Origin of the sequence: Streptomyces sp. NPDC047971, assembly GCF_040653355.1 — a bacterium.
Taxonomy (GTDB): domain Bacteria; phylum Actinomycetota; class Actinomycetes; order Streptomycetales; family Streptomycetaceae; genus Streptomyces.
In genome coordinates, this window is the sequence record NZ_JBEZNW010000004.1 from 109,354 (window position 1) to 136,206 (window position 26,853).

31 protein-coding genes, 1 tRNA gene and 1 riboswitch are annotated in these 26,853 nt (G+C 70.4%); of the genes, 23 read left to right on the forward strand and 9 right to left on the reverse strand.

Features of this window, described 5'->3' with window-relative positions; genetic code table 11:
- Positions 1-99: 99 nt before the first annotated feature.
- On the reverse strand, positions 100-1,428 hold the full coding sequence (locus tag AB0D99_RS05955) for a nicotinate phosphoribosyltransferase (protein ID WP_362357377.1): 1,329 nt from the start codon (positions 1,426-1,428) through the stop codon (positions 100-102).
- 100 nt (positions 1,429-1,528) lie between these two features.
- Here AB0D99_RS05955 and clpS point away from each other — a divergent pair, with 100 nt between their 5' ends.
- From clpS to AB0D99_RS06005, 10 genes are all read left to right on the forward strand, one after another.
- On the forward strand, positions 1,529-1,834 hold the full coding sequence (gene clpS / locus AB0D99_RS05960; RefSeq protein WP_329120087.1) for an ATP-dependent Clp protease adapter ClpS: 306 nt from the start codon (positions 1,529-1,531) through the stop codon (positions 1,832-1,834).
- Complete coding sequence (locus AB0D99_RS05965; RefSeq protein ID WP_362357379.1) at positions 1,834-2,418, forward strand: DUF2017 domain-containing protein; 585 nt, start codon at positions 1,834-1,836, stop codon at positions 2,416-2,418. The genes clpS and AB0D99_RS05965 overlap by 1 nt, the downstream gene beginning before the upstream one ends.
- A gap of 315 nt (positions 2,419-2,733) precedes the next feature.
- Positions 2,734-4,185, forward strand: a complete 1,452-nt coding sequence (locus AB0D99_RS05970) for an amino acid permease (RefSeq protein ID WP_362357381.1) — start codon at positions 2,734-2,736, stop codon at positions 4,183-4,185.
- A gap of 77 nt (positions 4,186-4,262) precedes the next feature.
- Positions 4,263-4,691 (forward strand): M67 family metallopeptidase, encoded by a 429-nt coding sequence (locus AB0D99_RS05975; protein WP_362357383.1) that lies wholly within the window; start codon positions 4,263-4,265, stop codon positions 4,689-4,691.
- Between the two features lie 31 nt (positions 4,692-4,722).
- Positions 4,723-4,796, forward strand: a riboswitch (cobalamin riboswitch).
- A gap of 59 nt (positions 4,797-4,855) precedes the next feature.
- The gene (locus tag AB0D99_RS05980; RefSeq protein WP_362357385.1) at positions 4,856-5,824 is read left to right on the forward strand and encodes an ABC transporter substrate-binding protein; all 969 of its coding nucleotides are present in this window, start codon (positions 4,856-4,858) and stop codon (positions 5,822-5,824) included.
- Positions 5,821-6,945, forward strand: a complete 1,125-nt coding sequence (locus AB0D99_RS05985; RefSeq protein WP_362357387.1) for an iron ABC transporter permease — start codon at positions 5,821-5,823, stop codon at positions 6,943-6,945. The genes AB0D99_RS05980 and AB0D99_RS05985 overlap by 4 nt, the downstream gene beginning before the upstream one ends.
- Complete coding sequence (locus tag AB0D99_RS05990; protein WP_362357389.1) at positions 6,942-7,727, forward strand: ABC transporter ATP-binding protein; 786 nt, start codon at positions 6,942-6,944, stop codon at positions 7,725-7,727. The genes AB0D99_RS05985 and AB0D99_RS05990 overlap by 4 nt, the downstream gene beginning before the upstream one ends.
- A gap of 44 nt (positions 7,728-7,771) precedes the next feature.
- On the forward strand, positions 7,772-7,867 hold the full coding sequence (locus AB0D99_RS05995; RefSeq protein WP_329120100.1) for a putative leader peptide: 96 nt from the start codon (positions 7,772-7,774) through the stop codon (positions 7,865-7,867).
- A 98-nt stretch (positions 7,868-7,965) separates the two neighbouring features.
- On the forward strand, positions 7,966-8,253 hold the full coding sequence (locus AB0D99_RS06000; protein WP_362357392.1) for a MoaD/ThiS family protein: 288 nt from the start codon (positions 7,966-7,968) through the stop codon (positions 8,251-8,253).
- A 5-nt stretch (positions 8,254-8,258) separates the two neighbouring features.
- Entirely contained in the window at positions 8,259-9,209 is a 951-nt protein-coding gene (locus tag AB0D99_RS06005; RefSeq protein ID WP_362357394.1) for a cysteine synthase, read from the forward strand.
- Positions 9,210-9,268: 59 nt separating this feature from the next.
- Here the strand turns inward: AB0D99_RS06005 and AB0D99_RS06010 are convergent, their stop codons facing one another.
- Positions 9,269-9,742 (reverse strand): type II toxin-antitoxin system PemK/MazF family toxin, encoded by a 474-nt coding sequence (locus AB0D99_RS06010; protein WP_362357396.1) that lies wholly within the window; start codon positions 9,740-9,742, stop codon positions 9,269-9,271.
- A gap of 188 nt (positions 9,743-9,930) precedes the next feature.
- Between AB0D99_RS06010 and AB0D99_RS06015 the strand changes: the two genes are divergently transcribed.
- Positions 9,931-10,683, forward strand: coding sequence for an MBL fold metallo-hydrolase (locus AB0D99_RS06015; protein WP_362357398.1), 753 nt, complete (start codon positions 9,931-9,933; stop codon positions 10,681-10,683).
- Positions 10,684-10,767: 84 nt separating this feature from the next.
- On the opposite strand, the gene AB0D99_RS06020 is transcribed toward AB0D99_RS06015, so the two are convergent.
- Entirely contained in the window at positions 10,768-12,033 is a 1,266-nt protein-coding gene (locus AB0D99_RS06020) for a PTS transporter subunit EIIC (protein WP_362357400.1), read from the reverse strand.
- Between the two features lie 287 nt (positions 12,034-12,320).
- A complete protein-coding gene (locus AB0D99_RS06025; RefSeq protein ID WP_362357402.1) occupies positions 12,321-13,622 on the reverse strand; it encodes a PTS transporter subunit EIIC in 1,302 nt (433 codons plus the stop codon).
- A gap of 158 nt (positions 13,623-13,780) precedes the next feature.
- Between AB0D99_RS06025 and AB0D99_RS06030 the strand changes: the two genes are divergently transcribed.
- The 4 genes from AB0D99_RS06030 to rdgB all read left to right on the forward strand — a co-directional run bounded on the left by AB0D99_RS06030 (position 13,781) and on the right by rdgB (position 15,969).
- Positions 13,781-14,089, forward strand: coding sequence for a PTS glucose/sucrose transporter subunit IIB (locus AB0D99_RS06030; protein WP_362357404.1), 309 nt, complete (start codon positions 13,781-13,783; stop codon positions 14,087-14,089).
- A 75-nt stretch (positions 14,090-14,164) separates the two neighbouring features.
- Positions 14,165-14,896: a ribonuclease PH gene (rph, locus tag AB0D99_RS06035; RefSeq protein ID WP_362357406.1), complete on the forward strand. Its 732-nt coding sequence runs from the start codon at positions 14,165-14,167 to the stop codon at positions 14,894-14,896.
- An 81-nt stretch (positions 14,897-14,977) separates the two neighbouring features.
- Positions 14,978-15,358, forward strand: a complete 381-nt coding sequence (locus AB0D99_RS06040) for a hypothetical protein (protein ID WP_362357408.1) — start codon at positions 14,978-14,980, stop codon at positions 15,356-15,358.
- 8 nt (positions 15,359-15,366) lie between these two features.
- Positions 15,367-15,969 (forward strand): RdgB/HAM1 family non-canonical purine NTP pyrophosphatase, encoded by a 603-nt coding sequence (gene rdgB / locus AB0D99_RS06045; protein ID WP_362357410.1) that lies wholly within the window; start codon positions 15,367-15,369, stop codon positions 15,967-15,969.
- A gap of 45 nt (positions 15,970-16,014) precedes the next feature.
- On the opposite strand, the gene AB0D99_RS06050 is transcribed toward rdgB, so the two are convergent.
- From AB0D99_RS06050 to bcp, 4 genes are all read right to left on the reverse strand, one after another.
- Positions 16,015-16,098, reverse strand: a tRNA-Leu gene (locus AB0D99_RS06050).
- Between the two features lie 50 nt (positions 16,099-16,148).
- A complete protein-coding gene (locus AB0D99_RS06055; protein ID WP_362357412.1) occupies positions 16,149-16,814 on the reverse strand; it encodes an HNH endonuclease signature motif containing protein in 666 nt (221 codons plus the stop codon).
- The gene (locus AB0D99_RS06060; protein WP_362357691.1) at positions 16,811-17,461 is read right to left on the reverse strand and encodes an HNH endonuclease signature motif containing protein; all 651 of its coding nucleotides are present in this window, start codon (positions 17,459-17,461) and stop codon (positions 16,811-16,813) included. The genes AB0D99_RS06055 and AB0D99_RS06060 overlap by 4 nt, the downstream gene beginning before the upstream one ends.
- 141 nt (positions 17,462-17,602) lie before the next feature.
- Positions 17,603-18,070, reverse strand: a complete 468-nt coding sequence (gene bcp, locus AB0D99_RS06065; protein ID WP_362357414.1) for a thioredoxin-dependent thiol peroxidase — start codon at positions 18,068-18,070, stop codon at positions 17,603-17,605.
- Between the two features lie 121 nt (positions 18,071-18,191).
- Between bcp and AB0D99_RS06070 the strand changes: the two genes are divergently transcribed.
- The 4 genes from AB0D99_RS06070 to AB0D99_RS06085 all read left to right on the forward strand — a co-directional run bounded on the left by AB0D99_RS06070 (position 18,192) and on the right by AB0D99_RS06085 (position 19,898).
- On the forward strand, positions 18,192-18,512 hold the full coding sequence (locus AB0D99_RS06070; protein WP_362357416.1) for a DUF3618 domain-containing protein: 321 nt from the start codon (positions 18,192-18,194) through the stop codon (positions 18,510-18,512).
- A 46-nt stretch (positions 18,513-18,558) separates the two neighbouring features.
- The gene (locus AB0D99_RS06075; RefSeq protein WP_362357418.1) at positions 18,559-18,897 is read left to right on the forward strand and encodes a co-chaperone GroES; all 339 of its coding nucleotides are present in this window, start codon (positions 18,559-18,561) and stop codon (positions 18,895-18,897) included.
- Positions 18,898-19,078: 181 nt separating this feature from the next.
- On the forward strand, positions 19,079-19,399 hold the full coding sequence (locus tag AB0D99_RS06080; RefSeq protein WP_362357420.1) for a multidrug efflux SMR transporter: 321 nt from the start codon (positions 19,079-19,081) through the stop codon (positions 19,397-19,399).
- A gap of 85 nt (positions 19,400-19,484) precedes the next feature.
- The gene (locus AB0D99_RS06085) at positions 19,485-19,898 is read left to right on the forward strand and encodes a cytidine deaminase (protein ID WP_362357422.1); all 414 of its coding nucleotides are present in this window, start codon (positions 19,485-19,487) and stop codon (positions 19,896-19,898) included.
- A 144-nt stretch (positions 19,899-20,042) separates the two neighbouring features.
- Here the strand turns inward: AB0D99_RS06085 and AB0D99_RS06090 are convergent, their stop codons facing one another.
- On the reverse strand, positions 20,043-22,433 hold the full coding sequence (locus AB0D99_RS06090; protein WP_362357424.1) for a transglycosylase domain-containing protein: 2,391 nt from the start codon (positions 22,431-22,433) through the stop codon (positions 20,043-20,045).
- A 205-nt stretch (positions 22,434-22,638) separates the two neighbouring features.
- Here AB0D99_RS06090 and AB0D99_RS06095 point away from each other — a divergent pair, with 205 nt between their 5' ends.
- From AB0D99_RS06095 to AB0D99_RS06110, 4 genes are all read left to right on the forward strand, one after another.
- Positions 22,639-23,442, forward strand: a complete 804-nt coding sequence (locus tag AB0D99_RS06095; protein ID WP_362357426.1) for an ABC-2 family transporter protein — start codon at positions 22,639-22,641, stop codon at positions 23,440-23,442.
- Positions 23,443-23,581: 139 nt separating this feature from the next.
- Complete coding sequence (locus tag AB0D99_RS06100; protein ID WP_362357693.1) at positions 23,582-24,358, forward strand: ABC transporter permease; 777 nt, start codon at positions 23,582-23,584, stop codon at positions 24,356-24,358.
- A gap of 3 nt (positions 24,359-24,361) precedes the next feature.
- Positions 24,362-25,339, forward strand: coding sequence for an ATP-binding cassette domain-containing protein (locus AB0D99_RS06105; RefSeq protein WP_362357428.1), 978 nt, complete (start codon positions 24,362-24,364; stop codon positions 25,337-25,339).
- A gap of 17 nt (positions 25,340-25,356) precedes the next feature.
- Complete coding sequence (locus AB0D99_RS06110; protein WP_362357430.1) at positions 25,357-26,694, forward strand: DUF445 domain-containing protein; 1,338 nt, start codon at positions 25,357-25,359, stop codon at positions 26,692-26,694.
- Positions 26,695-26,853: the final 159 nt, after the last annotated feature.

A 26,853-nucleotide genomic window follows, 5' to 3' on the forward strand; every position in this document is an offset into this window, starting at 1 on the left:
TCCTTTGATGGGCCGGTGGCGGATCGGAAGCGGCGCGGAAGGGGAATGCGTCGAGCCTAGAGACTTCCCCCTCCTCGCGGGAGGGGGCGTCGCAGGGTGTTACACGTACTCCGTCGGCAGGACCGGCTCGCCCCGCGACAGCTGGATCGCCGACATCGGCAGCCCCGCCCGCGCCTCGAAGTGCCGCGTCCGCGCCGCCTCCAGCGGCTCGCGCGCCACCACGTCGCCGTCCTTCACCAGCTCGACCAGGAGCTGGTCGTCGGCGAGCTCCGGCGGGACCGGACCGGTGCCGAGCACCTCGGCCTCCGCGACGCCCTCCGCGTCCCTGCGGCGCGCCGCCCACTTGCGGCCGCCGACCGACGCCTTGCCGCCGACCGACTTCTTGGCGACCGGGGTCAGCGGCGCCTTCGGGTCGGCCGAGGTGGCCCGGGCGACCAGCTTGTAGACCATGGAGCAGGTCGGGTGTCCGCTGCCGGTGACCAGCTGCGTGCCCACGCCGTACGCGTCGACCGGGGCCGCCGCGAGCGAGGCGATGGCGTACTCGTCGAGATCCGAGGTCACCACGATCTTGGTGTCCTTCGCGCCCAGCTCGTCCAGCTGCGCCCGGACCCGGTGGGCGACGAGCAGCAGGTCGCCGGAGTCGATCCGGACGGCCCCGAGCTCCTTGCCCGCCACCTCGACGGCGGTGCGCACCGCCTCGGCCACGTCGTAGGTGTCGACCAGCAGCGTCGTACCCCGGCCGAGCGACTCCACCTGTGCCTGGAAGGCGTCCCGCTCGCTGTCGTGCAGCAGCGTGAAGGCGTGCGCGGAGGTCCCGACGGTGGGGATGCCGTAGCGGAAGCCCGCGGCCAGGTCCGACGTCGAGTCGAAGCCGCCGACGTACGCGGCCCGCGAGGAGGCGACGGCGGCCAGCTCGTGGGTGCGCCGGGCGCCCATCTCGATCAGCCGCCGGCCGCCGGCCGCGGCCGACATCCGGGAGGCGGCCGCGGCGATCGCCGAGTCGTGGTTGAGGATCGAGAGGATCACGGTCTCCAGGAGCACGCACTCGGCGAAGGAGCCCTCGACCCGCAGGATCGGGGAGCCGGGGAAGTACACCTCGCCCTCGGGGTAGCCCCAGATGTCACCGGAGAAGCGGTAGCCGGCCAGCCACCTCAGCGTCGGCTCGTCGACGATGCCCTGGTCGCGCAGGAATCCGAGGACGGCCGGGTCGAAGCGGAAGTTCTCGACGGCGTCCAGGACGCGTCCGATACCGGCCACCACGCCGTAGCGCCGCCCCTCGGGCAGGCGCCGGGTGAAAACCTCGAAGACCGAGCGCCGGTCGGCGGTGCCGCCCCGGAGGGCGGCCTGCAGCATGGTCAGCTCGTACTGGTCGGTGAAGAGCGCGGTCGACGGCACGTCCACCGGGAGCCCAAGGTCCGCAGCGTTCATGTCAGCGATGCTACACGAGAAATCGTCAGACTGACGATTTCTCGGTCGGAGAGGCGACCCGTTTGTGCGACCCCCCTTCCGAGGTGGCAGCATGGGGTAAGTGAGCGTCGCGCCTATTGAGATCGAACGTACGGAGTCGGCCGAGGAGACCCACGCGGTCGTCGAGCCGGATGTCCCCTGGGTGACCCTCGTCCACAACGATCCGGTCAACCTGATGAGCTATGTGACCTACGTCTTCCAGGCGTACTTCGGTTACTCCAAGGACAAGGCGCACAAGCTGATGCTCGACGTGCACCACAAGGGCCGCGCGGTGGTCTCCAGCGGCACCCGCGAGGAGATGGAACGGGACGTGCAGGCGATGCACGGTTACGGACTGTGGGCGACCCTCACCCAGGACCGCGGCTGATGGCGGGCCACTTCGAGGCGCTGCCCGGCGGCGGCGCGGCCGTCGCGCTCGACGAGGTCGAGATCTCCATCCTGCGCTCCCTCGCCGTCCAGCTCCTGGAGCTGATCGGGCCGGGCGACGAGCCGGTGGAGGGCGAGGACCCGCTGGCCGCGCTCTTCGCCGAGGGCCCGAGCGAGCCGCCGTCCGACCCCGCGCTCAGGCGGCTCTTCCCCGACGCCTACGGCGACGAGGACGAGGAACTGCGGGCCGCGGCCGCGGACTTCCGGCGCTACACCGAGAACGACCTGCGCGCGCGCAAGCGCGAGGACGCCCTCGCGGTGATCCGCAGCCTGGACGCGCTCTCCTCCGGTGGCGAGGGCGGGGCGATCCTCAAGCTGACCGCCGACGAGTCCCGCTCCTGGCTCGGCGCCCTCAACGACCTCCGGCTGACCATCGGGACCCGCCTGGAGGTCACCGACGAGGACGAGAGCGGTGAGCTCTACCGGCTCCCGGACTCCGATCCGCGCAAGCCGATGGTGATGGCGTACCTCTGGCTCGGCGCGCTGCAGGAGTCGCTCGTCGAGACGCTGATGTCCGGGGCGTGAGACGCGGCGTTCACGTCGTGTTCGCTCAGCGGACGCTCAAATCCGGATAACGAATGCGTCACCAAAGTCTTCGCGTTGGCCCTCTTGAGTGACTTTTGTCCGGTTCTCCCTGTGGCGTGCGTCACTTCGACGCACGCCGATCACCGTTTCCCCCGTGATAGATCTTCACGACCGCCCGGGGACGCCACCCCTGTTCCCGGGGGCGCTTGGACCGGCTGACCGCCGGTAGCACTCCATCCATATCCGGGGGGATCAGGACCTGATCCGCGGCCAGACGCAGTCGGCGCGGATCGGCATGGAGAAAGGCGCACCACCATGACCTCAGTGCAGGTCGACAAGCAGCACGACGGCAGTGAGGCCGCGGACTCCGCCGACGGCGAGGGTTATCACCGGGCACTCGGCGCCCGCCAGATCCAGATGATCGCGATCGGCGGCGCCATCGGCACCGGGCTCTTCCTCGGCGCGGGCAAGGGCATCTCCAAGGCGGGCCCCAGCCTGATCCTCGCGTACGCCATCGCGGGCCTCGTCATCTTCTTCATCATGCGGGCCCTCGGCGAGCTCCTCATGTACCGCCCCGTGTCCGGCTCCTTCTCGGAGTACGCGCGCGAGTTCATCGGCCCCTTCGCGGGCTTCGTGACCGGCTGGACGTACTGGCTCTTCTGGGTCGTCACCGGCATCACCGAGGTGACCGCGGCGTCCGAGTACATGCAGTACTGGACGAAGAACACGGACGGCATCCTCAATCAGCCGCAGTGGGTCTTCGCCCTGATCTTCACGGTCGTCCTGTTCCTCGCGAACCTGATCTCCGTCAAGCTCTTCGGCGAGCTCGAGTTCTGGTTCTCGATGGTCAAGGTCACCGCGATCGTCGGCATGATCCTGATCTGCGCCGGCATCCTCACCATCGGCTTCTCCGACGCCGGTGACACGGCCTCCGTGACCCTGCTGTGGTCCGAGGGCGGCTTCTTCCCCAAGGGCATCGGCTCCACCCTGATGACCCTGCAGATGGTCATGTTCGCCTTCCTCGCGGTCGAGCTGGTCGGTGTCACGGCGGGCGAGTCCAAGGACCCGAAGACCGTCCTGCCCAAGGCCATCAACACCGTGCCGTGGCGCATCGCCGTCTTCTACGTCGGCGCGCTGATCATGATCCTGTCGGTCGTCCCCTGGACCCACTTCCAGCCGGGCGTCTCCCCGTTCGTCGCGGCCTTCGAGAAGATGGGCCTCGGCATCGGCGCCGCGATCGTGAACTTCGTCGTCCTGACCGCCGCGCTCTCCTCCTGCAACTCGGGCATGTACTCCACCGGCCGGATGCTGCGCGACCTCGCGCTCAACGGCCAGGGCCCGAAGTTCTTCACCAAGCTGACCAAGAACGGCCTGCCGCTGATCGGCACCTCGTTCTCGGCCGGACTGATGATGGTCGGCGTCTGGATCAACTACCAGTGGCCGGGCGAGGCGTTCAACTACGTCGTCTCCTTCGCGACCATCTCCGGCATGTGGGCCTGGATCATGATCCTGATCTCCCAGGTCCGCTTCCGCCTCAAGGCCGACCGCGGCGAACTGCCCCAGTCCTCCTTCAAGGCCCCGGGCGGCATCTGGTGCAGCCTCTTCGCACTCGCCTTCATCGGCATGGTCATCGTGCTGATGGGCATCGACAAGGACGCGCGGATCTCGCTGTACTGCGCGCCGCTGTGGGCTCTGCTCCTCGGCGTCGCCTACCTGGTCCTGAAGGCGCGCAACCCGGAGGGCTCGGCCTTCGCCAAGCGCTCGTAACGCCTGCCTGTCCAGCATTCGGGCCGCCCCGTACCACTCCTCGGTACGGGGCGGCCCCTTTGCATATCCTGTCCGGCATGCTGACCATCACCCAGGCCCTGTACGACCAGATCGTGGAACACTCCCGCGCGGACCACCCCGACGAGGCCTGCGGCGTGGTCGCGGGTCCGGTCGGCGCCGGCCGCCCCGAGCGGTTCATCCCGATGCTGAACGCCGCGCGCTCGCCCACGTTCTACGAGTTCGACTCCGCCGACCTGCTGAAGCTGTACCGCGAGATGGACGACCGGGACGAGGAGCCCGTGATCATCTACCACTCGCACACGGCCACCGAGGCGTACCCCTCGCGCACCGACATCTCGTACGCGAACGAGCCCGGCGCCCACTACGTGCTGGTCTCCACCGCCGACACCGACGGCGCGGGCCCCTTCCAGTTCCGCTCCTTCACCATCGTCGAGGGAGTCGTGACCGAAGAGGACGTCAAGGTCGTCGAGGTGTACGACGCCTGAGAGACTGACCCGACACCAGGGCGGCAGGACCCAGGAAGCCGGTGCGAATCCGGCACGGTCCCGCCACTGTGACCGGCGCCTTCGGGCGCCGGGAGCCAGGAACTGACCTGCCGCCTCCCACCACCGACTGGGGACGTGGAAATCCCCGGAGGAGGCATACCGTCATGACCTGGCACCGCCGTGCCCTGCTGCCCGCCGCCCTCGTCTCCCTGCTGGCCGGCTGCGCGGCCCCCTCGGAGCAGACCCCCGCCGCGAAAGCGGCGCCGGGATTTCCGTACACCGTCTCCAACTGCGGTGTGAAGACGACGTACCAGGCGCCGCCCCAGCGGGCCGTCACCATGAACCAGCACGTCACCGAGGTCATGCTCGCCCTCGGCCTGGAGAAGTCCCTCGTCGGCACCGCCTACCTCGACGACCGGATCCTCCCCGCGTACAAGGCGGCGTACGACTCGGTGCCGGTGCTCGCGAAGGAGTACCCCGCCAAGGAGGCGCTCCTCGCCGCGAACCCCGACTTCGTCTACGGCGGCTACGCCAGCGCCTTCGACGCGAAGTCCGGCCGCAGCCGGGACGATCTGAAGGCCGCGGGCGTCAACACCCGCCTGAACATGGAGTACTGCCCCTCGGGCGCCTCCTCCCTCGCCGACCTCTACCGGGAGGTCGACGAGGTCGGCCGGACCTTCGGCGTCCCCGACCGCGGCGAGCGGTGGACGGCCGACGCGAAGAAGACCGTCGCGGCGACCGAGCGGAAGCTGAAGGGGCTCGCCCCGGTGCCGGTCTTCGTCTACGACAGCGGCGACAAGGCGGCGTTCACCGCCGGAGGCAAGGGCATCGGCAACGAGCTCATCACCCGCGCCGGCGGCCGCAACGTCTTCGCCGACCTCGACAAGGCATTCGGCGACGCGACCTGGGAGCAGGTCGTCGCCCGCAAGCCGGAGGTGATCGTCATCTACGACTACGGCTCCACGACCGTCGAGCAGAAGAAGAAGCGGCTCCTGGAGGACCCGGCCCTCAAGGACGTCCCGGCGATCAGGAACGAGCGCTTCGCCGTCATGCCGCTCTCGGACGCGGTCCTCGGCGTCCGCGTCCCCACGGCGATCGAGAAGCTCGCGACCCAGCTCCACCCGGCCCGATGACGGCCACCCCGCTCCCGGACGCGGACCGGACCCAGGGCCGGCCCGCCCCGGCCCCGGCGCCCCCGGTCCCGTCCGGCGGGGCCCGGCCCGGCCGGAAGCGGCGGGCCGGGGCCGGGCGGTATCTGCTCGTCCTCGGCGGGCTGCTCGGCGCCCTCGCGCTCTCCGTCGTCGCCGGGGTCGCCCTCGGGTCCGTCCGGATCCCCGTCGACGCCGTCGTCGAGATCCTCACCGGCCGGGCCGCCCCCTCCCCCTACCGCACGATCGTCCTCGACGTCCGGCTGCCCCGCGTCCTGCTCGGCGCGGTCGTCGGCGCCGGACTCGCCGTCGTCGGCACCGTCCTGCAAGCCCTCGTCCGCAACCGCCTCGCCGACCCCTTCCTGCTCGGGATCTCCTCGGGGGCCTCCACCGGCGCCGTCCTCGTGCTCGTCCTCGGCATCGGCGGCGGCGTGACCACCACCGTCGCCATGCCCGCCGGGGCCTTCGCCGGAGCCCTGCTCGCCCTCGTCCTCGTCTACGGCCTGGCCCGCCGCGGCTCCACCATGACCGGCGCCCGGCTCGTCCTCGCGGGCGTCGCCGTCTCCTACATCCTCTCCGCGCTGACCACCCTGCTGCTCGTCCTCGCCGGCCGGCCCGAACACTTCCAGGAGGCGATGTTCTGGTCCCTCGGCGGCCTCGGCAGCGCCCGCTGGGACACCCTCGCCCTGCCGGCCGTCGTCCTCGCCCTCGGCATCGCCACCCTGCTCACCCTCGCCCGCCCCCTCGACCTGCTCCTCGTCGGCGAGGAGGGCGCGACCGTCCTCGGCCTGGACACGGCCCGCTTCCGCGCCGCCGTCTTCGTCCTGGCCTCCCTCGTCACCGCCGTCATGGTCTCCGTCAGCGGAGCCGTCGGCTTCATCGGCCTGATGGTCCCGCACGCCGCCCGCATGGCCGTCGGCGCGCCGCACCGCCGCCTGCTGCCCGTCGCCGCGCTCGGCGGGGCGACCGCCCTGGTCCTGGCCGACCTCGCCGCCCGCACCGTCGCCGCGCCCCAGGACATCCCCGTCGGCGTCCTCACCGCACTGACCGGCGGCCCGTTCTTCCTCTGGCTCATGCGCCGCCGCGCCGAAGGGAGCCCGGTATGACCGAGCTGCGCACCCGGGAACTCTCGTACGGGACGCGCCTGCGCGGCGTCGACCTCACCGCACGCCCGGGCGAGACCGTCGGACTCGTCGGCCCCAACGGCAGCGGCAAGACCACCCTCCTGCGCTGCGTCTACGGCACCCTCACCCCCACCTCGGGCCAGGCGCTCCTCGACGGCGTCGACGTGCACGCCCTCGGCCCCAAGGCGCGGGCACGCCGCATCGCCACCGTCCCGCAGGACGGCGACGCCGAGTGGGAGCTGACCGTCCGCGAGCTGGTCGCCCTCGGCCGCTCCCCGCACAAGCGCTTCTGGGAGGGGGACTCCGGCGACGACCTCGCACGCACCGAGGCCGCCCTCGCCCGCGTCGGCATCGCGGACCTCGCCGACCGCCCCTATCCCACCCTCTCCGGCGGCGAACGCCGACGCGCCCTCGTCGCCCGCGCCCTCGTCCAGGAACCGGCCCTCCTGGTCCTGGACGAACCGACCAACCACCTCGACATCCGCTACCAGTTGGAGGTCCTGCGCCTCGTCCGCGACCTGGGCACCACCAACCTCCTCGCCCTCCACGACCTCAATCTCGCCGGCCTCTACTGCGACCGGCTCTACGTCCTCGCCGCGGGCCGGATCGTCGCCGAGGGCGCGCCCGCCGAGGTCCTCACGCCGGAGCTCCTCTCGGCCGTGTACGGGGTGGAAGCCGAGGTCGTACCGCATCCCCGGACCGGTACGCCGACCGTGCTCTACCTCCCGGGTCCGCCTGTCGAGCGCCATTCGTCCGTCATGTGAGATCACATTCCGAAACCCGGACCGGGAATCGATACGATGACCGCATGGTTTCCCACGACGTGAGCGAAGTGACGCCGGGCAGCGTGCTGCTCGTGGCGCGGTTGCACGTCGACCTGTGCCGCCTCGCCAGCGCAATGTGAGCGGGGGCGCACACCTGCGCACCCAGGAGCACGAACCCCCGCGCGGGGGCATTCAGAGCCGCGCGCCTTTCACGCCACTTCCGACAGGAGCCCACGCCATGGCCATCGAGGTCCGCATCCCGACCATCCTCCGCACCTACACCGACGGCGCCAAGGCCGTCGAGGGCAGCGGTGCGACGCTCGCCGAGCTCTTCACCGACCTCGAGACCCGTCACGCCGGCATCCAGGCCCGGATCGTCGACGAGGCCAAGGGTGGCGAGCTGCGCCGCTTCGTCAACGTCTACCTGAACGACGAGGACGTCCGCTTCCTGGACGGCATCAACACCAAGCTGGCCGACGGCGACAACGTCACGATCCTGCCGGCCGTCGCCGGCGGCATGGTCTGATCCACATGCGATACGACTCCCCGCTGGCGGCGGTCGGTAACACCCCTCTGGTCCGGCTGCCCCGGCTCTCGCCCTCGGACGACGTCCGCATCTGGGCCAAGCTGGAGGACCGCAACCCCACCGGCTCGGTCAAGGACCGCCCCGCGCTCCACATGATCGAGCAGGCCGAGAAGGACGGCCGGCTCACCCCCGGCTGCACCATCCTGGAACCGACCAGCGGGAACACCGGCATCTCGCTCGCGATGGCGGCCAAGCTCAAGGGCTACCGCATCGTCTGCGTCATGCCGGAGAACACCAGCGAGGAGCGCCGGCAGCTGCTCACCATGTGGGGCGCCGAGATCATCTCGTCCCCCGCCGCGGGCGGGTCGAACACCGCGGTACGGGTCGCCAAGGAGATCGCGGCGGAGAACCCCACGTGGGTGATGCTCTACCAGTACGGCAACCCGGACAACGCGGGCGCCCACTACGCCACGACCGGCCCCGAGATCCTCGCCGACCTGCCCTCCGTCACTCACTTCGTCGCGGGCCTCGGCACCACCGGCACCCTCATGGGCGTCGGCCGCTATCTCCGCGAGCACAAGCCGGACGTCAGGGTCGTCGCCGCCGAACCGCGCTACGACGACCTGGTCTACGGCCTGCGGAACCTGGACGAGGGCTTCGTGCCCGAGCTCTACGACGCCTCCGTCCTCACCACCCGCTTCTCCGTCGGCTCGGCCGACGCCGTGACGCGTACCAGGGAACTCCTCCAGCAGGAGGGGATCTTCGCCGGCGTCTCGACGGGCGCGGCGCTCCACGCCGCCATCGGCGTCGGCAACAAGGCCGTGAAGGCGGGCGAGAGCGCGGACATCGTCTTCGTCGTCGCGGACGGCGGCTGGAAGTACCTGTCGACCGGCCTCTACACGGCGGCGACCACGGAAGAGGCGATCGAGACGGTCCAGGGCCAGCTCTGGGCGTAGCCCTCGCGGGTCCCCCTCAGGACGGGGCCAGCTCTGGGCGTAGCCCTCGCGGGTCCCCCTCAGGACGCCAGATGGCGGACCTGGTCCCAGACGACCGGGTCCGCCGTTCCCACTCTGCGCCGGAACTCCCACACCGGGACCTCCCGCAGCTCGTCCGTCTCCAGGAAGCTGGGCCGCCCCCGGGCATCCCCCACCGAACCGGGCGGGAGCGCGATCACCCCGGGCCGCTCGTCGTGGTACTTGCTGGTGATCTTGGCGACGAGCGCGGAGTCCCCCCGCAGCGCCAGCACCAGACACGGACGGTCCTTCGAGCCCGGCCCGTCCTCGTAGGGCACGTCCGCCCACCAGATCTCGCCCGCCCGCGGCACCCGAGCGGGTGCCTTTCCCGGGGCGCGCGGCCGTACCGGAGGGCGCGCGGGCGGCCGCGTCCGCCCTCCGGGCCGCCGACCCGACCGCTTCAGGCCGTCCGCCACCGCCACGACCAGCGCGATCACCACGACCGCGACGAGCGCCGGCCACCAGGACGTGTCCATACCCCACGACGTTACCGGCGACCCGTATCCCGCGCTCTCCCGCCCCAGGTCCATCCGAACCGGTGACAGAGCCCGTGAGTTCGCCCACAACGGGACGCTGCGGAGGAGCGACGAGCCCTGACGCGCCTTACGCTCGACGCATCGCACGACCTCCCCCGCCGCTCTCCGCCCTCGGAGGTTCACGCTCCATGAAGCTCACCGTCGTCGGCTGCTCCGGGTCCTTCCCGTCCGCGGATTCGGCCTGCTCGAGCTACCTCGTAGAGGCCGACGGCTTCCGGCTGCTCCTCGACATGGGCAACGGCGCCCTGGGCGAGCTGCAGCGCCACATCGGTCTGTACGACCTCGACGCCATCTTCCTCAGCCACCTCCACGCCGATCACTGCATCGACATGTGCGGGTACTTCGTGGCCCGCTACTACCGCCACGAGGGCGGCCGCTGCGCGCCGATCCCGGTCTTCGCCCCGGAGGGCGCGGAACAGCGCCTGACCACGGCGTACGCGGACACGCCCTCGGAGAAGTCGATGAGCGAGGTCTTCGACTTCCGGAACCTGAAGTCCGGCTCCTTCGAGATCGGCCCCTTCTCCGTGCGTACGGAGAAGGTGTGCCACCCGGTGGAGGCGTACGCCATCCGGATCGAGCACGGCGGCCGTTCCCTCACGTACTCGGGCGACACGGGTGTCTGCGAATCGCTGCACGAACTGGCGGACGGCACGGATCTGTTCCTGTGCGAGGCGTCCTTCACCCACGGCAAGGAGGACATCCCGGCGCTCCACCTCAACGGCCGGGAGGCGGGCGCGGAGGCGGCCCGCTCCGCGGTGGGCCGGCTGGTCCTGACCCACATCCCGCCGTGGACGGACGGCGCCCAGAACCTGGCGGACGCGCGGGCGGTCTACGACGGGCCGTCGGAGCTGGCGTACGCGGGCGCGGTGTACGAGGTCTGAGGCGCCGCGCTTCGAGGAGTACGGGAAGGGCCCCGGAACCTTTCGGTTCCGGGGCCCTTCCGTGTGCCGCGCGTGGGCTCGGGGCTACTTCGCCTCGGCCTTCAGCAGCTCGGCGAGCTCCTCGTCGGACTCGCGGCCCGGCGTCGGGAGGTTGAACTTGGTGATCGCGAAGCGGAAGACCACGTAGTAGACCGCCGCGAAGCAGAGGCCGACCAGGGCGAGGCCCCACGGGTTGCTCGCGATGCCGAGGTTCAGCAGGAAGTCGACCGCGCCGGCGGAGAAGCCGAAGCCGTCCTTCATGCCGAGCGCCCAGGTCAGCGCCATCGAGACACCGGTCAGGAGCGCGTGGATCGCGTACAGCACCGGGGCGATGAACATGAAGGTGAACTCGATCGGCTCGGTCACACCGGTGACGAAGGAGGTGAGCGCGAGGGAGAACATCATGCCGCCGACGACCTTGCGGCGCTCGGGGCGGGCGCAGTGGACGATCGCGAGGCAGGCCGCCGGGAGGGCGAACATCATGATCGGGAAGAAGCCGGTCATGAACTGGCCGGCGGTCGGGTCGCCCGCGAGGAAGCGCGCGATGTCGCCGTGCTTGCCCTCGAACTCACCGGCCTGGAACCAGGGGAAGGAGTTCAGCAGGTGGTGCATGCCGATCGGGATCAGCGCACGGTTGGCGACACCGAAGATGCCCGCGCCGACGGCGCCGGAGCCGACGAGCCACTCGCTGAGGTTGTGCAGACCGGTGCCCAGGACCGGCCAGATCAGACCGAAGACGATGCCGACGATCAGACCCGCGAAGGCGGAGAGGATCGGGACGAGGCGGCGGCCGCCGAAGAAGCCGGCCCAGTCGGGCAGCTTGGTCCGGTAGAACTTCTGGTACAGCAGGGCGACGACGATGCCCATCACGACACCGCCGAGGACGCCGGCGTTGACCGGGGCGTCGTTCATGACGATCTTGCCGTCGACGACGGACGCGACCTGCGGCAGGTTCTTGTCGGTGAAGGTGGCGAGCACCTTCTGGAAGACCAGGTAGCCGGTGACCGCGGCGAGCGCGGTGGAGCCGTCCGACTTCTTGGCGAAGCCGATCGCGATACCCACGGCGAACAGCAGGGCCATGTTGTCGAGGATGGCGCCGCCACCGGCCGCCATGTAACCGGCGAGCTTGTTGATGAAGTCCGGGAGGGACTCCTTGCCGAGCATGTCTCCCTGGCCGAACCGGACCAGGAGCGCGGCGGCGGGCAGCACCGCGACCGGCAGCATGAGGCTGCGGCCGATGCGCTGCATGACAGCCATCGCGCCGGCGCCCTTCTTCTTGTCGGCCGCGGGGGCGGCGCTAGCCGTGGACACAACTTCCTCCAGGGGGTTCCCCCGGCCGGAGGCTGGGGGAGGGCAAGGCGCCGCCAGGGGACAGGTGATTTCCGGGGGACGGCGTCGTCTCAGGGGAACGCGGTGGGCTGGACCGCGTGGTCTACACCAATGAGTGGTGTAGACCAGTTTTAGCACGTGAGACTTAGATAAGGAACCTGCGAATTCTGTGTGCCCGGGCCATCGCTCGGCGTGAACGGCGAAGGGCCCCCGGACCGTGTGGTCGGGGGCCCTTCGCCGTTCGGACCGGGGGCGAAAGTCCGTATCGGCTACGCCTTCGTGACGTCCCGGTCCATCTCCTCGCCCACCTCGTCCGGCTCGCGGCCCGGCGTCGGGAGATTGAACTTGGTGATCGCGAACCGGAAGATCACGTAGTAGACCAGCGCGAAGGCCAGACCGATCGGAATGATCAGCCACGGCTTGGTCGCCAGGTTCCAGTTGATGACGTAGTCGATCAGACCCGCCGAGAAGCTGAAGCCGTCCTTCACCCCCAGCGCCCAGGTCACCGCCATCGACACACCCGTGAGCACCGCGTGGATCGCGTACAGCACCGGGGCGACGAAGAGGAACGAGTACTCGATCGGCTCGGTGATCCCGGTGACGAACGAGGTCAGCGCGACCGACAGCATCAGGCCGCCCACCTCCTTGCGCCGGTGCGGCTTGGCGCAGTGCGTGATCGCCAGCGCCGCCGCCGGAAGGGCGAACATCATGATCGGGAAGAAGCCCGTCAGGAACTGGCCGGCCTCCGGGTCGCCCGCCAGGAACATCGGGATGTCGCCGTGGACGATCGTCCCGTCCGGCTTCTCGTACGTGCCGAACTGGAACCAGATCGGCACGTTCAGGAACTGGTGCAGGCCGATGACGAGCAGCGCGCGGTTCGCCACGCCGAAGATGCCCGAACCCCACGCGCCGAGCCCGACCAGCCAGTCGCTGAAGTTCTCCAGCGCGTCGCCGATCGGCGGCCAGACCCACACGCACAGGGACGCGAAGGCGATCGCCACGAACGTCATGATGATCGGCACGAGCCGGCGGCCGTTGAAGAAGCCCAGCCAGTCGACCAGCCTCTTGCGGTGGTAGCGCTGCCAGAACCAGGCCGACAGCAGACCGATGATGATGCCGCCGAAGACGCCCGGGTTCTGGTACGTGTACCCGCTGAACACCTGTTCCGGCGCCAGGCAGCCGCCGTTGACGTCCACCGTGCCCTCGGGGCAGTCCTCGGGGAACTGCCGCAGCACGTTGTAGTAGACGAGGAAGCCGACCGTGGCCGCGAGCGCCGTCGAGCCGTCCGCCTTCTTCGCCATGCCGATCGCGACACCGATGCAGAAGAGCAGCGGCAGGCCGAGATTGCCGTCGAGGAGGGCGCCACCCGCGCCGGCCATCACCTTCGCGACGTTGTCCCAGCCGAGCCCGTCCGCCCCGAAGACGTCCGGCTGTCCGAGGCGGTTGATGATGCCGGCCGCCGGGAGGACGGCGATGGGCAGCTGGAGGCTGCGGCCCATCTTCTGCAGGCCCTGGAAGAGGCCGCCCCACATCGATTTCTTCGGTGCGGCGGCGGCGCTGTCCGTACTCATCGACGTCCTCCCTGACCCGGAACAAGCCGGGCCCGACTCGCGTTGCACACTGGTGTAGACCAGTTGCGATAGGCTCCCGGAGCCCGCTGAGGGCAGGTTGCCGGTGATCGTCATCATTCGACAGAACGCAGGCACCCGCTCGCGAAGTTGGGCCAACCGTGGGTTACCGTGACAAAGCGGACCATCGGTGCGCCGAGACTCACGTTCTAAGACGGAACGGACAGGGAGAGAACATGGCCAGCAAGGCTGAGAAGATCGTCGCCGGGCTCGGCGGCATCGACAACATCGAAGAGGTCGAGGGCTGCATCACCCGCCTCCGCACCGAGGTCGTCGACCCCTCCAAGGTCGACGAAGCCGCGCTCAAGGCCGCCGGCGCCCACGGCGTCGTCAAGATGGGCACCGCGATCCAGGTCGTCATCGGCACCGACGCCGACCCCATCGCCGCCGACATCGAAGACATGATGTAACACCAGCCCCATCGGCCAAGGGGCCCGTTCCGGCAGGGGAACGGGCCCCTCGCCATGTACGGCTACGCTCGTGCCATGTCTCGTATCGACGGCCGTACCCCCGAACAGCTCCGCCCCGTCACCATCGAACGCGGATGGAGCAAGCACGCCGAGGGCTCCGTCCTCATCTCCTTCGGCGACACCAAGGTCTTCTGCACCGCCTCCGTCACCGAAGGAGTCCCGCGCTGGCGCAAGGGCAGCGGCGAGGGCTGGGTCACCGGCGAATACTCGATGCTCCCGCGCGCCACCAACACCCGAGGCGACCGCGAATCCGTCCGAGGCAAGATCGGCGGCCGTACGCACGAGATCTCCCGCCTCATCGGCCGCTCCCTGCGCGCCGTCATCGACTACAAGGCCCTCGGCGAGAACACCATCGTCCTCGACTGCGACGTCCTCCAGGCCGACGGCGGCACCCGCACCGCCGCCATCACCGGCGCCTACGTCGCCCTCGCCGACGCCGTCGCCTGGGCCCAGACCAAGAAGCTGGTCAAGGCCGGCCGCAAGCCCCTCACCGGCACCGTCGCCGCCGTCTCCGTCGGCATCGTCGACGGCACCCCCCTCCTCGACCTCTGCTACGAGGAGGACGTACGCGCCGAGACCGACATGAACGTCGTCTGCACCGGCGACGGCCGCTTCGTCGAGGTCCAGGGCACCGCCGAGGCCGAGCCCTTCGACCGCAAGGAGCTCAACGCCCTCCTCGACCTCGCCTCCGGCGGCTGCGCCGACCTCGCCGAGATCCAGCGCAAGGCGCTCGAAGGAACTCTCTAGGACACCACGGCGTCTCCATGAACACGGGCGTACGGCCAAGCCGTACGCCCGTACATCCACATCCCCTGGGGAGGACCCGTCTTGAAGCGCCGTCTCGCACTCACCGTGGCCTCGGCAGCCGTACTCACCACCACCCTCGTCGGCTGCGGAGCACTCGACAAGGCGATGGACTGCGTCGCGACCGCCGACGCGATAGCCACCAGCGTCAGCAAGCTCGAGCAGGCCGCCTCCAGCGCCTCCAACGACCCGACGCAGATCAACGAGTCCCTGAACGAGATCTCCACCGAACTCGGCAAGCTCAAGGACACGACGGACAACGCCGACCTCTCCAAGGCCGTCGACGACCTCACCAAGGGCGTCGAGTCCGTCAAGACCTCCGTCAACAACGGAGACACCACCCCGGACATCAAGCCGATCACCGACGCGGCCACCGAGATCGGCAAGGTCTGCACCCCGGGATAATCGGGAGCATGACCCGACTGATCCTCGCCACCCGCAACGCCGGGAAGATCACCGAACTCCACGCGATCCTCGCCGACGCAGGACTCACCCACGAACTCGTCGGCGCGGACGCGTACCCGGAGATCCCCGACGTCAAGGAGACCGGCGTCACCTTCGCCGAGAACGCCCTCCTCAAGGCCCACGCCCTCGCCCAGGCCACCGGCCTGCCGGCCGTCGCCGACGACTCCGGCCTCTGCGTCGACGTCCTGAACGGCGCCCCCGGCATCTTCTCCGCCCGCTGGTCCGGCACCCACGGCAACGACCGCGCCAACCTGGACCTGCTCCTGGCCCAGCTCTCGGACATCGACGACGCCCACCGGGGCGCCCACTTCTTCTGCGCGGCGGCCCTCGCCCTCCCGGACGGCCGCGAGCGCGTGGTGGAAGGCCGCATGGCCGGCACCCTCCGCCACACCCCGGTCGGCACGAACGGCTTCGGCTACGACCCGATCCTCCAGCCGGAGGGCCACGAGGTGACGTGCGCGGAACTCTCCCCGGAGGAGAAGAACGCGATCAGCCACCGGGGCAAGGCGTTCAGGGCGCTGGCACCGGTGGTACGGGAGCTGCTGGGCTGAGACGCCGAAGAGCGCGCCACCCTGGGGGTGGCGCGCTCTTCGGAGTGCGGCCGGAGGGACTCGAACCCTCAAGGGATTTCTCCCACAACTACCTAAAAGTTGCGTGTAGGCCAATTCCACCACGGCCGCCAGCCGCCTGCCATGGTAGCGGGCAGGCGGCGGCGTGGGCACGGGTGCCACTAGGTTGACCGTCGGCGCCTGCCTCCTCGGCACCATGTATCGGTGACCGCGTGACAATTGGGGCACAGCAGCCGCAGGTTCTCCGCGCGGTCGTCACTCCAGTCGCCGTTGGTGTGGTCGATCTCGAGGGTCATGGGCTTTCCGTGCCATTCGGGGCCGGTGCCGCATTCCGCGCACTTCTCCGGCACACCGATCTCGCAGAGGGCCCGACGCAGGATCACTGTCCTCGTTCGGCGCCGACCGTCGTGCTTCACCAGTACGTCGACGGCGCCTCGCAGCGGGGTGGGGCCAGGCTTGCCCCGCTGGTGTGCCTGACCGAGGAAGTGGCTCGTCGAGAGGCGGTCCTCATTGATCCACCCCTTCAGGAGAGCTCTCTGGTGGGAGTTGTCGGGCAGACCGAGAAGCCGCAAAGTGCTCGCCACCGAGAGGGATCCCGATACGGCTTCCGCCAGCTCCGCCGAGTTCGGTCGGGGACCCGACCTGCGGTATCCCCGTCGGGGGAAGTGCGACACATCGATGCCGTAGTGCTCGAAGCGGCCCCACAAGTACCGACGAAGGTGCCCGTAGGGTCGGGTGCCGAAGAACGCGATGACCTCCTCGATGGTCCCGCACCGCTCGGCCGCTTCGACCAGGCGCTCCCGCGAGTAGCGGGTTCCCGCGCTCATGACGAGGTCCCTCGGCGACGGCCCTTGCCCCGTCCTCGGTATGTGTCCGTCGTCGAGTGGCAGTTGGGGCAGAGGAACCGCAGATTCTCGATCCGGTTGTTGCGCCAGTCGCCGTCGATGTGGTCGATCTCGAGCGGGAGCGGGTGGCCTCGCCAGAACGCTTCGTTGCCGCAGAGCGCGCATCGCTCGGAGACGCCCGCCGCTGCCATCGCAGGCTTCAGACGATCGTTCGGGATCCGCCGTGCCCGGCTCGGAACCTGTTCGACGAGCAGGGAGGCGGGTGACCGCCGCCGGGTCTCGCCCGCCCGCGATGGCGGCCTGAAGTGCGAGGTGTCGATCCCCAGCGCACGGATCCGTCGGCTGATGTGCGTGTGTCGGCCGCCGACCATCTCGACCCCCAGGCGCCGCAGGACCTCGCTCACGCTCGTCGAGGCCGCCACCACGGGCTCAAGCACCTCCCGCGTCCACCGCGCCCCCTCCCGCTCGAAGTGCGACGTGTCCACTCCCAGCGCGCGCATCCGGTCATGTACGTATCGCCGCGTCCCGCTCTTCGGATCCACCCCCAGCGTCACCAACGCCTCCGACAGCGTCCGCGCCGACCCCGCCGCCTCCGACAGACGCTCCCGTGTGTACGGACTCTCCGGCATCCCCGCCCCCTCCGCCTCGACCACCTGTTCGTGGTCCCGTACGGAGTAACGAGCCGAATATCGGACGGTCACGTCGCAGCCCGTCCGAAATGCGGAACTGCCCGCGCCGCTCGCTGCGGTGCGGGCCGTTCCGGAGGATTCTCAGATCCCCAGGTCCTTGATGATCTTGGCCACGTGGCCCGTCGCCTTCACGTTGTACAGGGCGCGCTCGACCTTGCCGTCCTCGTCGACGATCACGGTCGAGCGGATCACGCCCGTCACCGTCTTGCCGTACAGCTTCTTCTCGCCGAACGCGCCGTACGCCTCCAGGGTCTCCTTCGACGGGTCGCCCACCAGCGTCACCTTCAGGTGCTCCTGCTCGCGGAACTTCGCCAGCTTCTCCGGCTTGTCCGGCGACACGCCGATGACGTCGTAGCCCGCGCCCGCCAGCAGCTCCAGGTTGTCCGTGAAGTCGCAGGCCTGCTTGGTGCAGCCGGGGGTGAGCGCCGCCGGGTAGAAGTAGACGATGACCTTGCGGCCCTTGTGGTCAGCGAGCGAGATCTCGTTGCCGTCCGCGTCGGGCAGGCTGAAGGCGGGGGCGGTGTCGCCGGGCTGAAGTCGCTCGCTCATGGCTCTCCTCGGTATGTCTGGGCGTACACGACCGAGCCTAATGGGGGCCTGGGACAGACCGCGGACGGAGAAACTGAGAGACTGTCCGTCAACGACCGATTACGACTACGGAGGCAGCGCGGTGTCGGAGGCCAGGACCCCTGCGCAGATCGAGGCGGACATCGTCCGCCGGCGCGAGCAGCTCGCCGTCACTCTCGACGAGATCGGCATTCGGATGCACCCGAAGACGATCGTCGGCGACGCGAAGGCGAAGGTCGTCTCCACGGTCGACCACACCGTCGGACGAGCGGCCGTCGCCGTCAATCGGACCTTCTCCGACGTGAAGGCCCGGTTCACCCACGACGACGGCGCACCGCGTCTGGAGAGGGTGGTTCCGGTGGCGGTGGTCGCCGTGGCGCTCATCGGGCTGCTCGCGGTCTCCACGCGCAAGCGCAAGGGATGACCCCTCCCGAGTACGGCCCGCACGCCCGGACAGGTAGGTTCGAGTCGTGAGCGACAACACGCACGACAAGCTGCCCATCCGGATGCTCCACGACCGTGTGCTGGTCCGGTCCGACTCCCCGGAGGGGGAGCGGCGCTCGGGCGGCGGCATCCTCATCCCCGCGACCGCCGCCGTCGGCCGCAGGCTGGCCTGGGCCGAGGTCGTCGCTGTGGGTCAGAACGTCCGTACGGTCGAGACCGGCGACCGCGTTCTGTACGACCCCGAGGACCGTGCCGAGGTCGAGGTGCGGGGCGTCGCCTACGTGCTGATGCGGGAGCGCGATCTGCACGCCGTGGCCGCGGACCGGTTCGAGGGGTCCACGGACACGACCGGGCTGTATCTGTAGGACCGTTCCGGACGCGGAACGCTCCGGACCGAGGGCCTGGTGACCGGTGTCACCAGGCCTTTCGCATGGATTTTGCTAGGCTGGGGACACCCGACGAGACGCGCCGTACCGGGCCCGCTGCACCGCAGTACGCAAAGACGACGCACCCCTGTTGTTCCGTCTCGCGGAGGTGTTCGTCGTCATGGCCTGGGTCCTTCTCATCGTCGCCGGTCTGCTCGAGGTCGGCTGGTCGGTCGGCATGAAGTACACGGACGGGTTCACCCGTCTCTGGCCGAGTGTCTTCACGGGCGCGGGGATCGTCGCCTCCATGCTGCTGCTGTCCCATGCGGCCAAGACGCTTCCGATCGGTACGGCGTACGGCGTGTGGGTCGGCATCGGCGCGGCGGGTGCGGCGGTGCTCGGCATGGTGGTGCTGGGCGAGCCGGCCACCGCGGCCCGGATCTTCTTCGTCTGTCTGCTGCTGGTGGCCGTGGTGGGTCTGAAGGCGACCTCGGGTCACTAGGGCGCCCGGCGGCTCCGTCGGTATTCGCTTGCGCTCCCCTGCCGTTCGGGTCAGTGTCGCGTGACACCTGACGAAGGCAGAGGGCATGACCACGCAGACCCATCCGGTCGACCACGAGCTCATCGAGGCGGCGGCGGACGTCGCCCGCACGCGTTGCCGGGGCGACAACCACACCATGGCGGCGGCCGCCCGTGTCGAGGGCGGCCGGATCGTCACCGCGGTGAACGCCTACCACTTCACGGGAGGGCCCTGCGCGGAGCTGGTCCTCATCGGGGCGGCGGCGACCCAGGGTGCCTACGAGCTGAGCACGATCGTGGCGGTGGGCGACCGCGACCGAGGGGTCGTTCCTCCGTGCGGGCGGTGTCGCCAGGTCCTCCTCGACTACTTCCCGGCCCTGAAGGTCATCGTCGGTGCGGGCGATCGCCTGCGGACCGTCCCGATCGCCGACCTGCTGCCGGAGAGCTACGTCTGGGCGGACCACCAGCTCGGCGACGAGTAGCCCGGCGCCGGTCGGCACACTCCCGCCGCCGCGGGCGGGAGGAACCGGTGGCCGCGTCGGGGGCGGGGGAGGTCGCAGCCCCCCTCGGCACGGTCACCGGCCTGCGGTGGTCACCGGCCTGCGGTGGTCACCGGCCTTCGGCGGTCATGGGCCCGGGGAGGCCGGTGGCGGTGGCGGTGGGGGAGCGGCTTCGGGGGTCGACGCGGAGGTGGCGAGGGGAGGCGCGCTTCCCCCGCCCCCACCGCCGTCCGTGCCACCGCCGTCCGTGCCCCCGCCGCTCGTGCCCTGCCCCGGGCGTACCGGTTCCGGTTCCGGCTCGGGCTGCGGTTTGGGGCGCGCCGGCCGCTGAGGTGTGTGCGCCGTCTGGGGTGTCTGGGGGCTGAGCGGCGTCAGCGGGACCGGTGGCGTCCGGGAGTGCTCCCGTGTCCGCTGCGGGCCCTCCATGCCCTCCTCGGACTCGTCCCACTCACCCCAGTCACCCCAGTCCCCCCACTCCTCCGATCCGTCCTGTCGCGTCGGGTCCCAGGACTCCTCCGCGCCCTCCCCGAGTTCGAGTTCGAACTCCCTCGGCTCCGTCCCGGCCAGCGCGTCCCGGGTGAACTGGCCCCAGATCGCGGCCGGTGGCCCGCCGCCGTTGATCCGGGGCAGTCCGAGCGCCCCGTACAGCGACTTCTGCTGCCCCGTGTCCGGGTCCTGCCCCATCATCGTGACCACCGTCGCAAGATCCGGGGTGTATCCGGCGAACCACGCGGCCCTGTCGTCCTCCGCCGTGCCCGTCTTGCCCGCCGCGGGCCTGCCCGCTGTCATGGCCGCGGTGCCCGAGCCGAACTCCACCACGCTCCGCAGGACCGAGGTCGTCGTGTCCGCGGCCTCCCGGCTCACCGCCTGCCGGCTGGTGGAGGCGGGCAGTTCGAGGTCCTGGCCGTCCTTGGTGACCTTCTCGACGAGGCTGTACGTGCCGTGGCGGCCGTGGTTGGCGAGGGTGGCGTACGCCTCCGCCATGTCGAGGACGCTCGCGGTGGCGGGGCCGAGCGCGATGGAGGGGGAGGCGTTGAGGTCGGGGGTGCTCTTCGGGACGCCGAGGGCGACGGCCGTCTCCTTGACCCTCGCGGGCCCGACGTCCACCGCCATCTGGGCGTACACGGCGTTGACCGAGCTGTCGGTGGCGGACCGTACGGTGATGTCGCCGAAGGACTCGTCGTCCTCGTTGCCCGGGGCGTAGTGGTCGCCGTTCCAGCCCTGCACGGGACGCTTGTCGGTGCCGTCGTAGTACGTGTTCGGGGTGATCCGCTCGCCCTCCTGGGTGAGCGATCCGTGCTGGAGCGCCGCGGCGAGGACGAAGGGCTTGAAGGTGGAGCCGACCTGGTAGTCGCGGCGCGTGGCGTTGTTGACGTACTGCCGGGTGTAGTCGATGCCGCCGTAGAGGGCGAGGACCCGGCCGTTCGCCGGGTCGATCGCGGCGCCACCGACCCGGACGAAGCGGTCGGTGGGGTTCCGTGCGGGGTCGAGCTTCGACATGACCTGGTCCTCGACGGCCGTGACGAAGGCGTCCTGCTTCTCCTTCTCCAGGGTGGTGGTGATGCGGAAGCCGCCGCCGGCCAGGGTCTTCTCGTCGACGATGCCGTTGCCGGTCAGGTAGTCCTCGACGGCCTGGACGAGATAGCCGCGCTGCCCGGAGAGGCCGGTGGCGGGCCGGGCCGTCTGCGGGGACGGGAAGACGGTGTCGGTCCGTTCGGCGCGGGAGAGCCACTTCTCCTTGACCATGCCGTCCAGGACGTAACTCCAACGGCCCAGCGCCTTGGTGCGGTTCTCCGGGTGGGTGGCGACGTCGTAGGCACTGGGGGCCTTGAGCAGGGAGGCGAGGTACGCGCCCTCGGCGGTGTCGAGGTGCCCGGCGTCCTTGCCGTAGTAGGCGCGGGCGGCGGCCTGGATGCCGTAGGCGTTGCGGCCGAAGTAGCTGGTGTTCAGATAGCCCTCGAAGATCTCGTCCTTGCTCTTCTCGCGGTTGAGCTTGATGGCGATGAAGAACTCCTTCACCTTGCGGGTGATGGTCTGCTCCTGGCCCAGGTAGTAGTTCTTGACGTACTGCTGGGTGATGGTGGAGCCGGACTGCCGGCCCTTGCCGGTGAGGGTGTTCCAGGTGGCGCGGACCATCGCCTTGGGGTCGACGACGGCTCGGTCGGAGTAGAAGTCGCGGTCCTCCGCGGCGAGTACGGCATGCCGGACGGACTCGGGGACGTGCGGGAGACGTACGTTCTCGCGGTTGACCTCGCCGTCGCGGGCGATCTGAGTGCCGTCCGTGTAGAGGTACACGTTGGACTGCGCGATCGCGGCGGAGTTGGCGGGCGGGATGTCCACGAGCAGGTAGCCGGCGACCAGCCCTCCCAGGAGCAGCAGCGCGCCGAGGAGGAAGGTGCCGAGGAGCGCCCGCAGGATGCGTCGGGGGCGGGAGCGCCGGGGGCGCTCGGGGGGCGGGGTGGGGACGGTGGGGTCCCTGGGCGCCCAGCGGGGCCGGTGTGGCTGGTCCTCGCTCATGGTGGAGCACTCCCGTACCGGATGAAGGGGATGGGCTCCCCCATACTGCACGCAACGGGACGAAACCTGAGGAATGCGACTCGTAAAGCACTCGCGTTGGCGGCGCGCGGCGTACTAGGGTCGTGCGCTTTGGTGCCGTCGGGGCACGGACTTCGATGCCACCGGGGCGCGGGGGAGACGGCGAGGACAAGGAGAGGGAACCGGGATGCGGTTGCTGTACGCGACGGTGGCCGCGGGTGGGTTCCGGCGCTACGCCACGTACCGGATGGCCACGGCGGCGGGGGTGTTCACCAACACCGTCTTCGGTTTCATCCTGTCGTACACCTATATCGCCCTGTGGGACGAGCGCCCGCAGCTCGGTGGGTACGACATGGCCGACGCGCTCGCCTATGTGTGGATCGGCCAGGGGCTGATCACGGTCTGCGGGCTGATGGGCGGCGGGTTCGAGGAAGAGCTGATCGAACGGATCCGGACGGGTGACATCGCCGTCGACCTGTACCGGCCGGCGGATCTGCAGGCATGGTGGTTCGCGGCCAACGCGGGGCGGAGCGCGTACCAGCTGCTCGGGCGCGGGGTGGTCCCGATGCTGGTGGGCGTGTGGGCTTTCGACATCACGCTGCCCGAGCGGGCGTCGACCTGGCTGGCGTTCGCGCTGGCGATCGCGCTGGGCGCGACGGTGAGCTTCGCGATCTGGTACCTGGTGGCGATGAGCGCGTTCTGGCTGATGGACGGGCAGGGCGTGGTGCAGGTGGCCTGGCTGGGAGGGCTGTTCTTCTCCGGGATGCTGCTGCCGCTGAACGTCTTCCCGGGTGCGCTGGGCGAGGTGGCGCGGGTGCTGCCGTGGGCGTCGATGCTGCAGATCCCGGCGGACGTGTACCTGGAGAAGTACGAGGGCTGGGGCCTTCTGGGGGCGTACGCCTTCCAGCTCGGCTGGGCGGCGGTGCTGCTGGCGGCCGGGCGGCTGGCGCAGTCCCTGGCGACGCGGAAGGTGGTGGTGCAGGGTGGGTGAGACGCGTGTGCGGGGGCAGTCGCCGGGCGAGCCGGGCGTCGACGGATCCGACGCGCGCGGGGCCCACGGCGTTGCGACGGCCGGGGCGGGTCCGGCCTCCCGGGCGTCCTGGCCGGTGGAGTCCTGGCGGACGTACCGGATGGTCGCCGGCATGTGGATCCGCTCGACGATGACGTACCGGGCGTCCTTCGCCCTGACGCTCGTCACCTCCTTCACCGTCACCTTCTTCGACTTCGTCGTGATCCTGCTGATGTTCGGTCAGGTGAAGGGGCTCGGCGGCTTCGCCTTCGCCGAGGTGGCGTTCCTGTACGGCGCGACCGGCACGTCCTTCGGCCTCGCGGACCTGACGATGGGCTCGCTCCAGCGGATGGGGAAGCGGGTGCGGGACGGCTCGTTCGACATGTTCCTGCTGCGGCCCGCGCCGGTGCTCGCGCAGGTGGCGGCGGACAAGTTCGCGCTGCGGCGGCTCGGCCGGGTGGCCCAGGGGCTGTTCGTGCTGATCTGGGCGCTGCTGCTCCTGGACGTGGAGTGGACGGCGCCGAAGGTGCTGCTGCTGCCGGTGATGCTCGTCTGCGGCACGCTGATCTTCGCGGCGGTGATGGTCGTCGGCGCGTCGGCACTGTTCTGGGCGCAGGACGCGGCCGAGGTGACCAACTCGTTCACGTACGGCGGGAACACCCTCCTGCAGTACCCGCCGACGATCTTCGCCCAGGATCTGGTGCGGGGTGTCGTGTACGTCGTACCGCTGGCGTTCGTGAACTGGCTGCCCGCGCTGTACATCCTGGGCCGGCCCGCGCCGGCCGGGGCGCCGTCGTGGCTGGCCTTCGCGTCGCCGCTGGTGGCGCTGGTGTGCTGTGCCCTCGCGGGGCTGGCGTGGCGCGCGGGACTTCGTTCGTACCGAAGCACAGGGAGCTGAGGCATGGCCTTCATCGAGCTGGAGGGTGTGGAGAAGGTCTTCACCGTCCGCAGGCGGGCGGGGCTGCTGCGCCGGGAGAAGCGTGAGGTCCGGGCGGTCGACGGGATCGGCTTCGGCGTGGAGCGCGGCGAGATGGTCGGTTACATCGGCCCCAACGGCGCGGGCAAGTCCACCACCATCAAGATGCTCACCGGCATCCTCACCCCGAGCGGGGGCCGGCTGCGGGTCGCGGGCATCGACCCGGCACGGGAGCGGACGCGGCTCGCGCACCGGATCGGGGTGGTGTTCGGGCAGCGGACGACGCTCTGGTGGGACCTGCCGCTGAGGGACTCGTACCGGCTGATGCACCGGATGTACCGGATCCCGGACGAGCGCTTCGCCGCCAACCTCGCCCGGTGCGTGGAACTCCTCGAACTGGGCGAGCTGCTGGACGTGCCCGTACGGCAGCTGTCGCTCGGCCAGCGGATGCGCGGCGACATCGCGGCGGCGCTGCTGCACGATCCGGACGTGCTCTACCTGGACGAGCCGACGATCGGCCTCGACGTGGTGTCGAAGGCGCGGGTACGGGAGTTCCTGCGCGAGCTCAACGCCACGCGGGGCACGACCGTGCTGCTGACGACCCATGACCTGACGGACATCGAGCAGCTGTGCAAGCGGGTGATGGTGATCGACCACGGCCGGCTGATGTACGACGGCGAGCTGGCGGGGCTCCACGAGGTGGGGGCGAGCGAGCGCCAGCTGGTGGTGGATCTGGAGCGCGAGCTGCCGCCGATCGAGCTGCCGGGCGCGCGATTCGTCCGGTCGGAGGGCCCGCGGCAGGTGCTCGCCTTCCCGGCCTCGGCATCGGCGGCGCCGCTCGTGGCGGCGGTGGCGAAGGCGTATCCCCTGGTGGACCTGTCGGTGCGGGAGCCGGACATCGAGGCCGTGATCGCGAAGATGTACGGAGAACGGGAACTTGAGGTGCGCCCGGGAAGTCCCTGATGTAGGGAGGTGGGGTGATGAGCGACACGAGGAGCGGGGCGCGGGCCGGGAAGGCCGGCGAGGCGCCCGGCGAGGCGCGGCGGCCGTTGGTGGCGTTCGCGTACACGGCGGCGGACGCGGAGCGGCATCGCGGGGTGCGCCGGATGAAGGCCCTGGCCACGGGTCTGCTCCTCGTGGTGGCGGTGATCTACGCCCTGGCGACGTGGGCGGAGAACGCGGGATGGGGCGCCTGGACCGGCTATGTGGCGGCGGCCGCCGAGGCCGGCATGGTCGGCGCGCTGGCGGACTGGTTCGCGGTGACGGCTCTGTTCCGGCGGCCGCTGGGCCTGCCGATCCCGCACACGGCGATCATCCCGACGAAGAAGGACCAGCTGGGCACGACGCTGGGTTCCTTCGTCGGCGAGAACTTCCTCTCGGCGGACGTCGTACGGGGCAGACTGCACGCGCTGGGCATCGCGGGCCGCCTGGGAGCGTGGCTGGCGGAGCCGGACCACGCGGACCGGGTGACGCGGGAGCTGGCCACGGCACTGCGGGGGGCCCTGACCGTCCTGCGGGACGCGGACGTCCAGGCGGTGGTCGGCGAGGCGATCACCCGTCGCGCGGAGGCGGCGGAGATCGCGCCCGGGATAGGGAAGACGCTGGAGAAGATCGTCTCCGACGGGGCGCACCACAGGGCCGTCGACCTGGTGTGCGCGCGGGCGCACGACTGGCTGGTCTTCCACGCGGACTCGGTGATGGACGCGGTCCAGGGCGGCGCGCCGGGCTGGACGCCGCGGTTCGTGGACCGCCGCGTGGGCGAGCGGGTCTACAAGGAGCTGCTGCGCTTCGTCACGGAGATGCGGGACATGCCGGGGCACCCGGCGCGCGGGGCGATCGACCGCTTCCTGACGGACTTCGCGGCGGACCTCCAGGCGGACACGGACACCCGGGCGCGGGTGGAACGCCTGAAGGCGGACCTGCTGGCACGTCCGGAGGTCCAGGACGTCATCGCCTCGGCCTGGTCGTCGGTGCGGGGCCTGATCATCGCGGCGGCGGAGGACGACAGGAGCCAGCTGCGCCTGCGGGCGCGGGCGTCCCTGATCTCGCTGGGCGCCAGGCTGGTGACGGACGGCCGCCTGCAGGCCAAGGTCGAGGGCTGGGCGGAGGACGCGGCGGCCTATGTGGTCACGACGTACCGCGCGGAGATCACATCGCTGATCAGCGACACGGTGGCGAGCTGGGACGCGGACCAGACGTCGAAGAAGATCGAGGCGAACATCGGCCGGGACCTCCAGTTCATCCGCATCAACGGCACGGTGGTGGGCGCGCTGGCGGGCCTGCTGATCTACACGCTGAGCCACGCGGCGGGCGGCTGAGGGCGGGGGCTGGGGGCGTCGGGGGTGGTGGGGGCTCGCGGTGGCGCCGGGAGGGGCGGTGCGGCGCTGGGGTCTGGCGGGCTCCGGGACCCGGGAGGGGCGGTGCGGCGCTGGGGCGGTGGCGCCGGGCGCCGGGAGGGGCGGTGCGGCGTCGGGGCG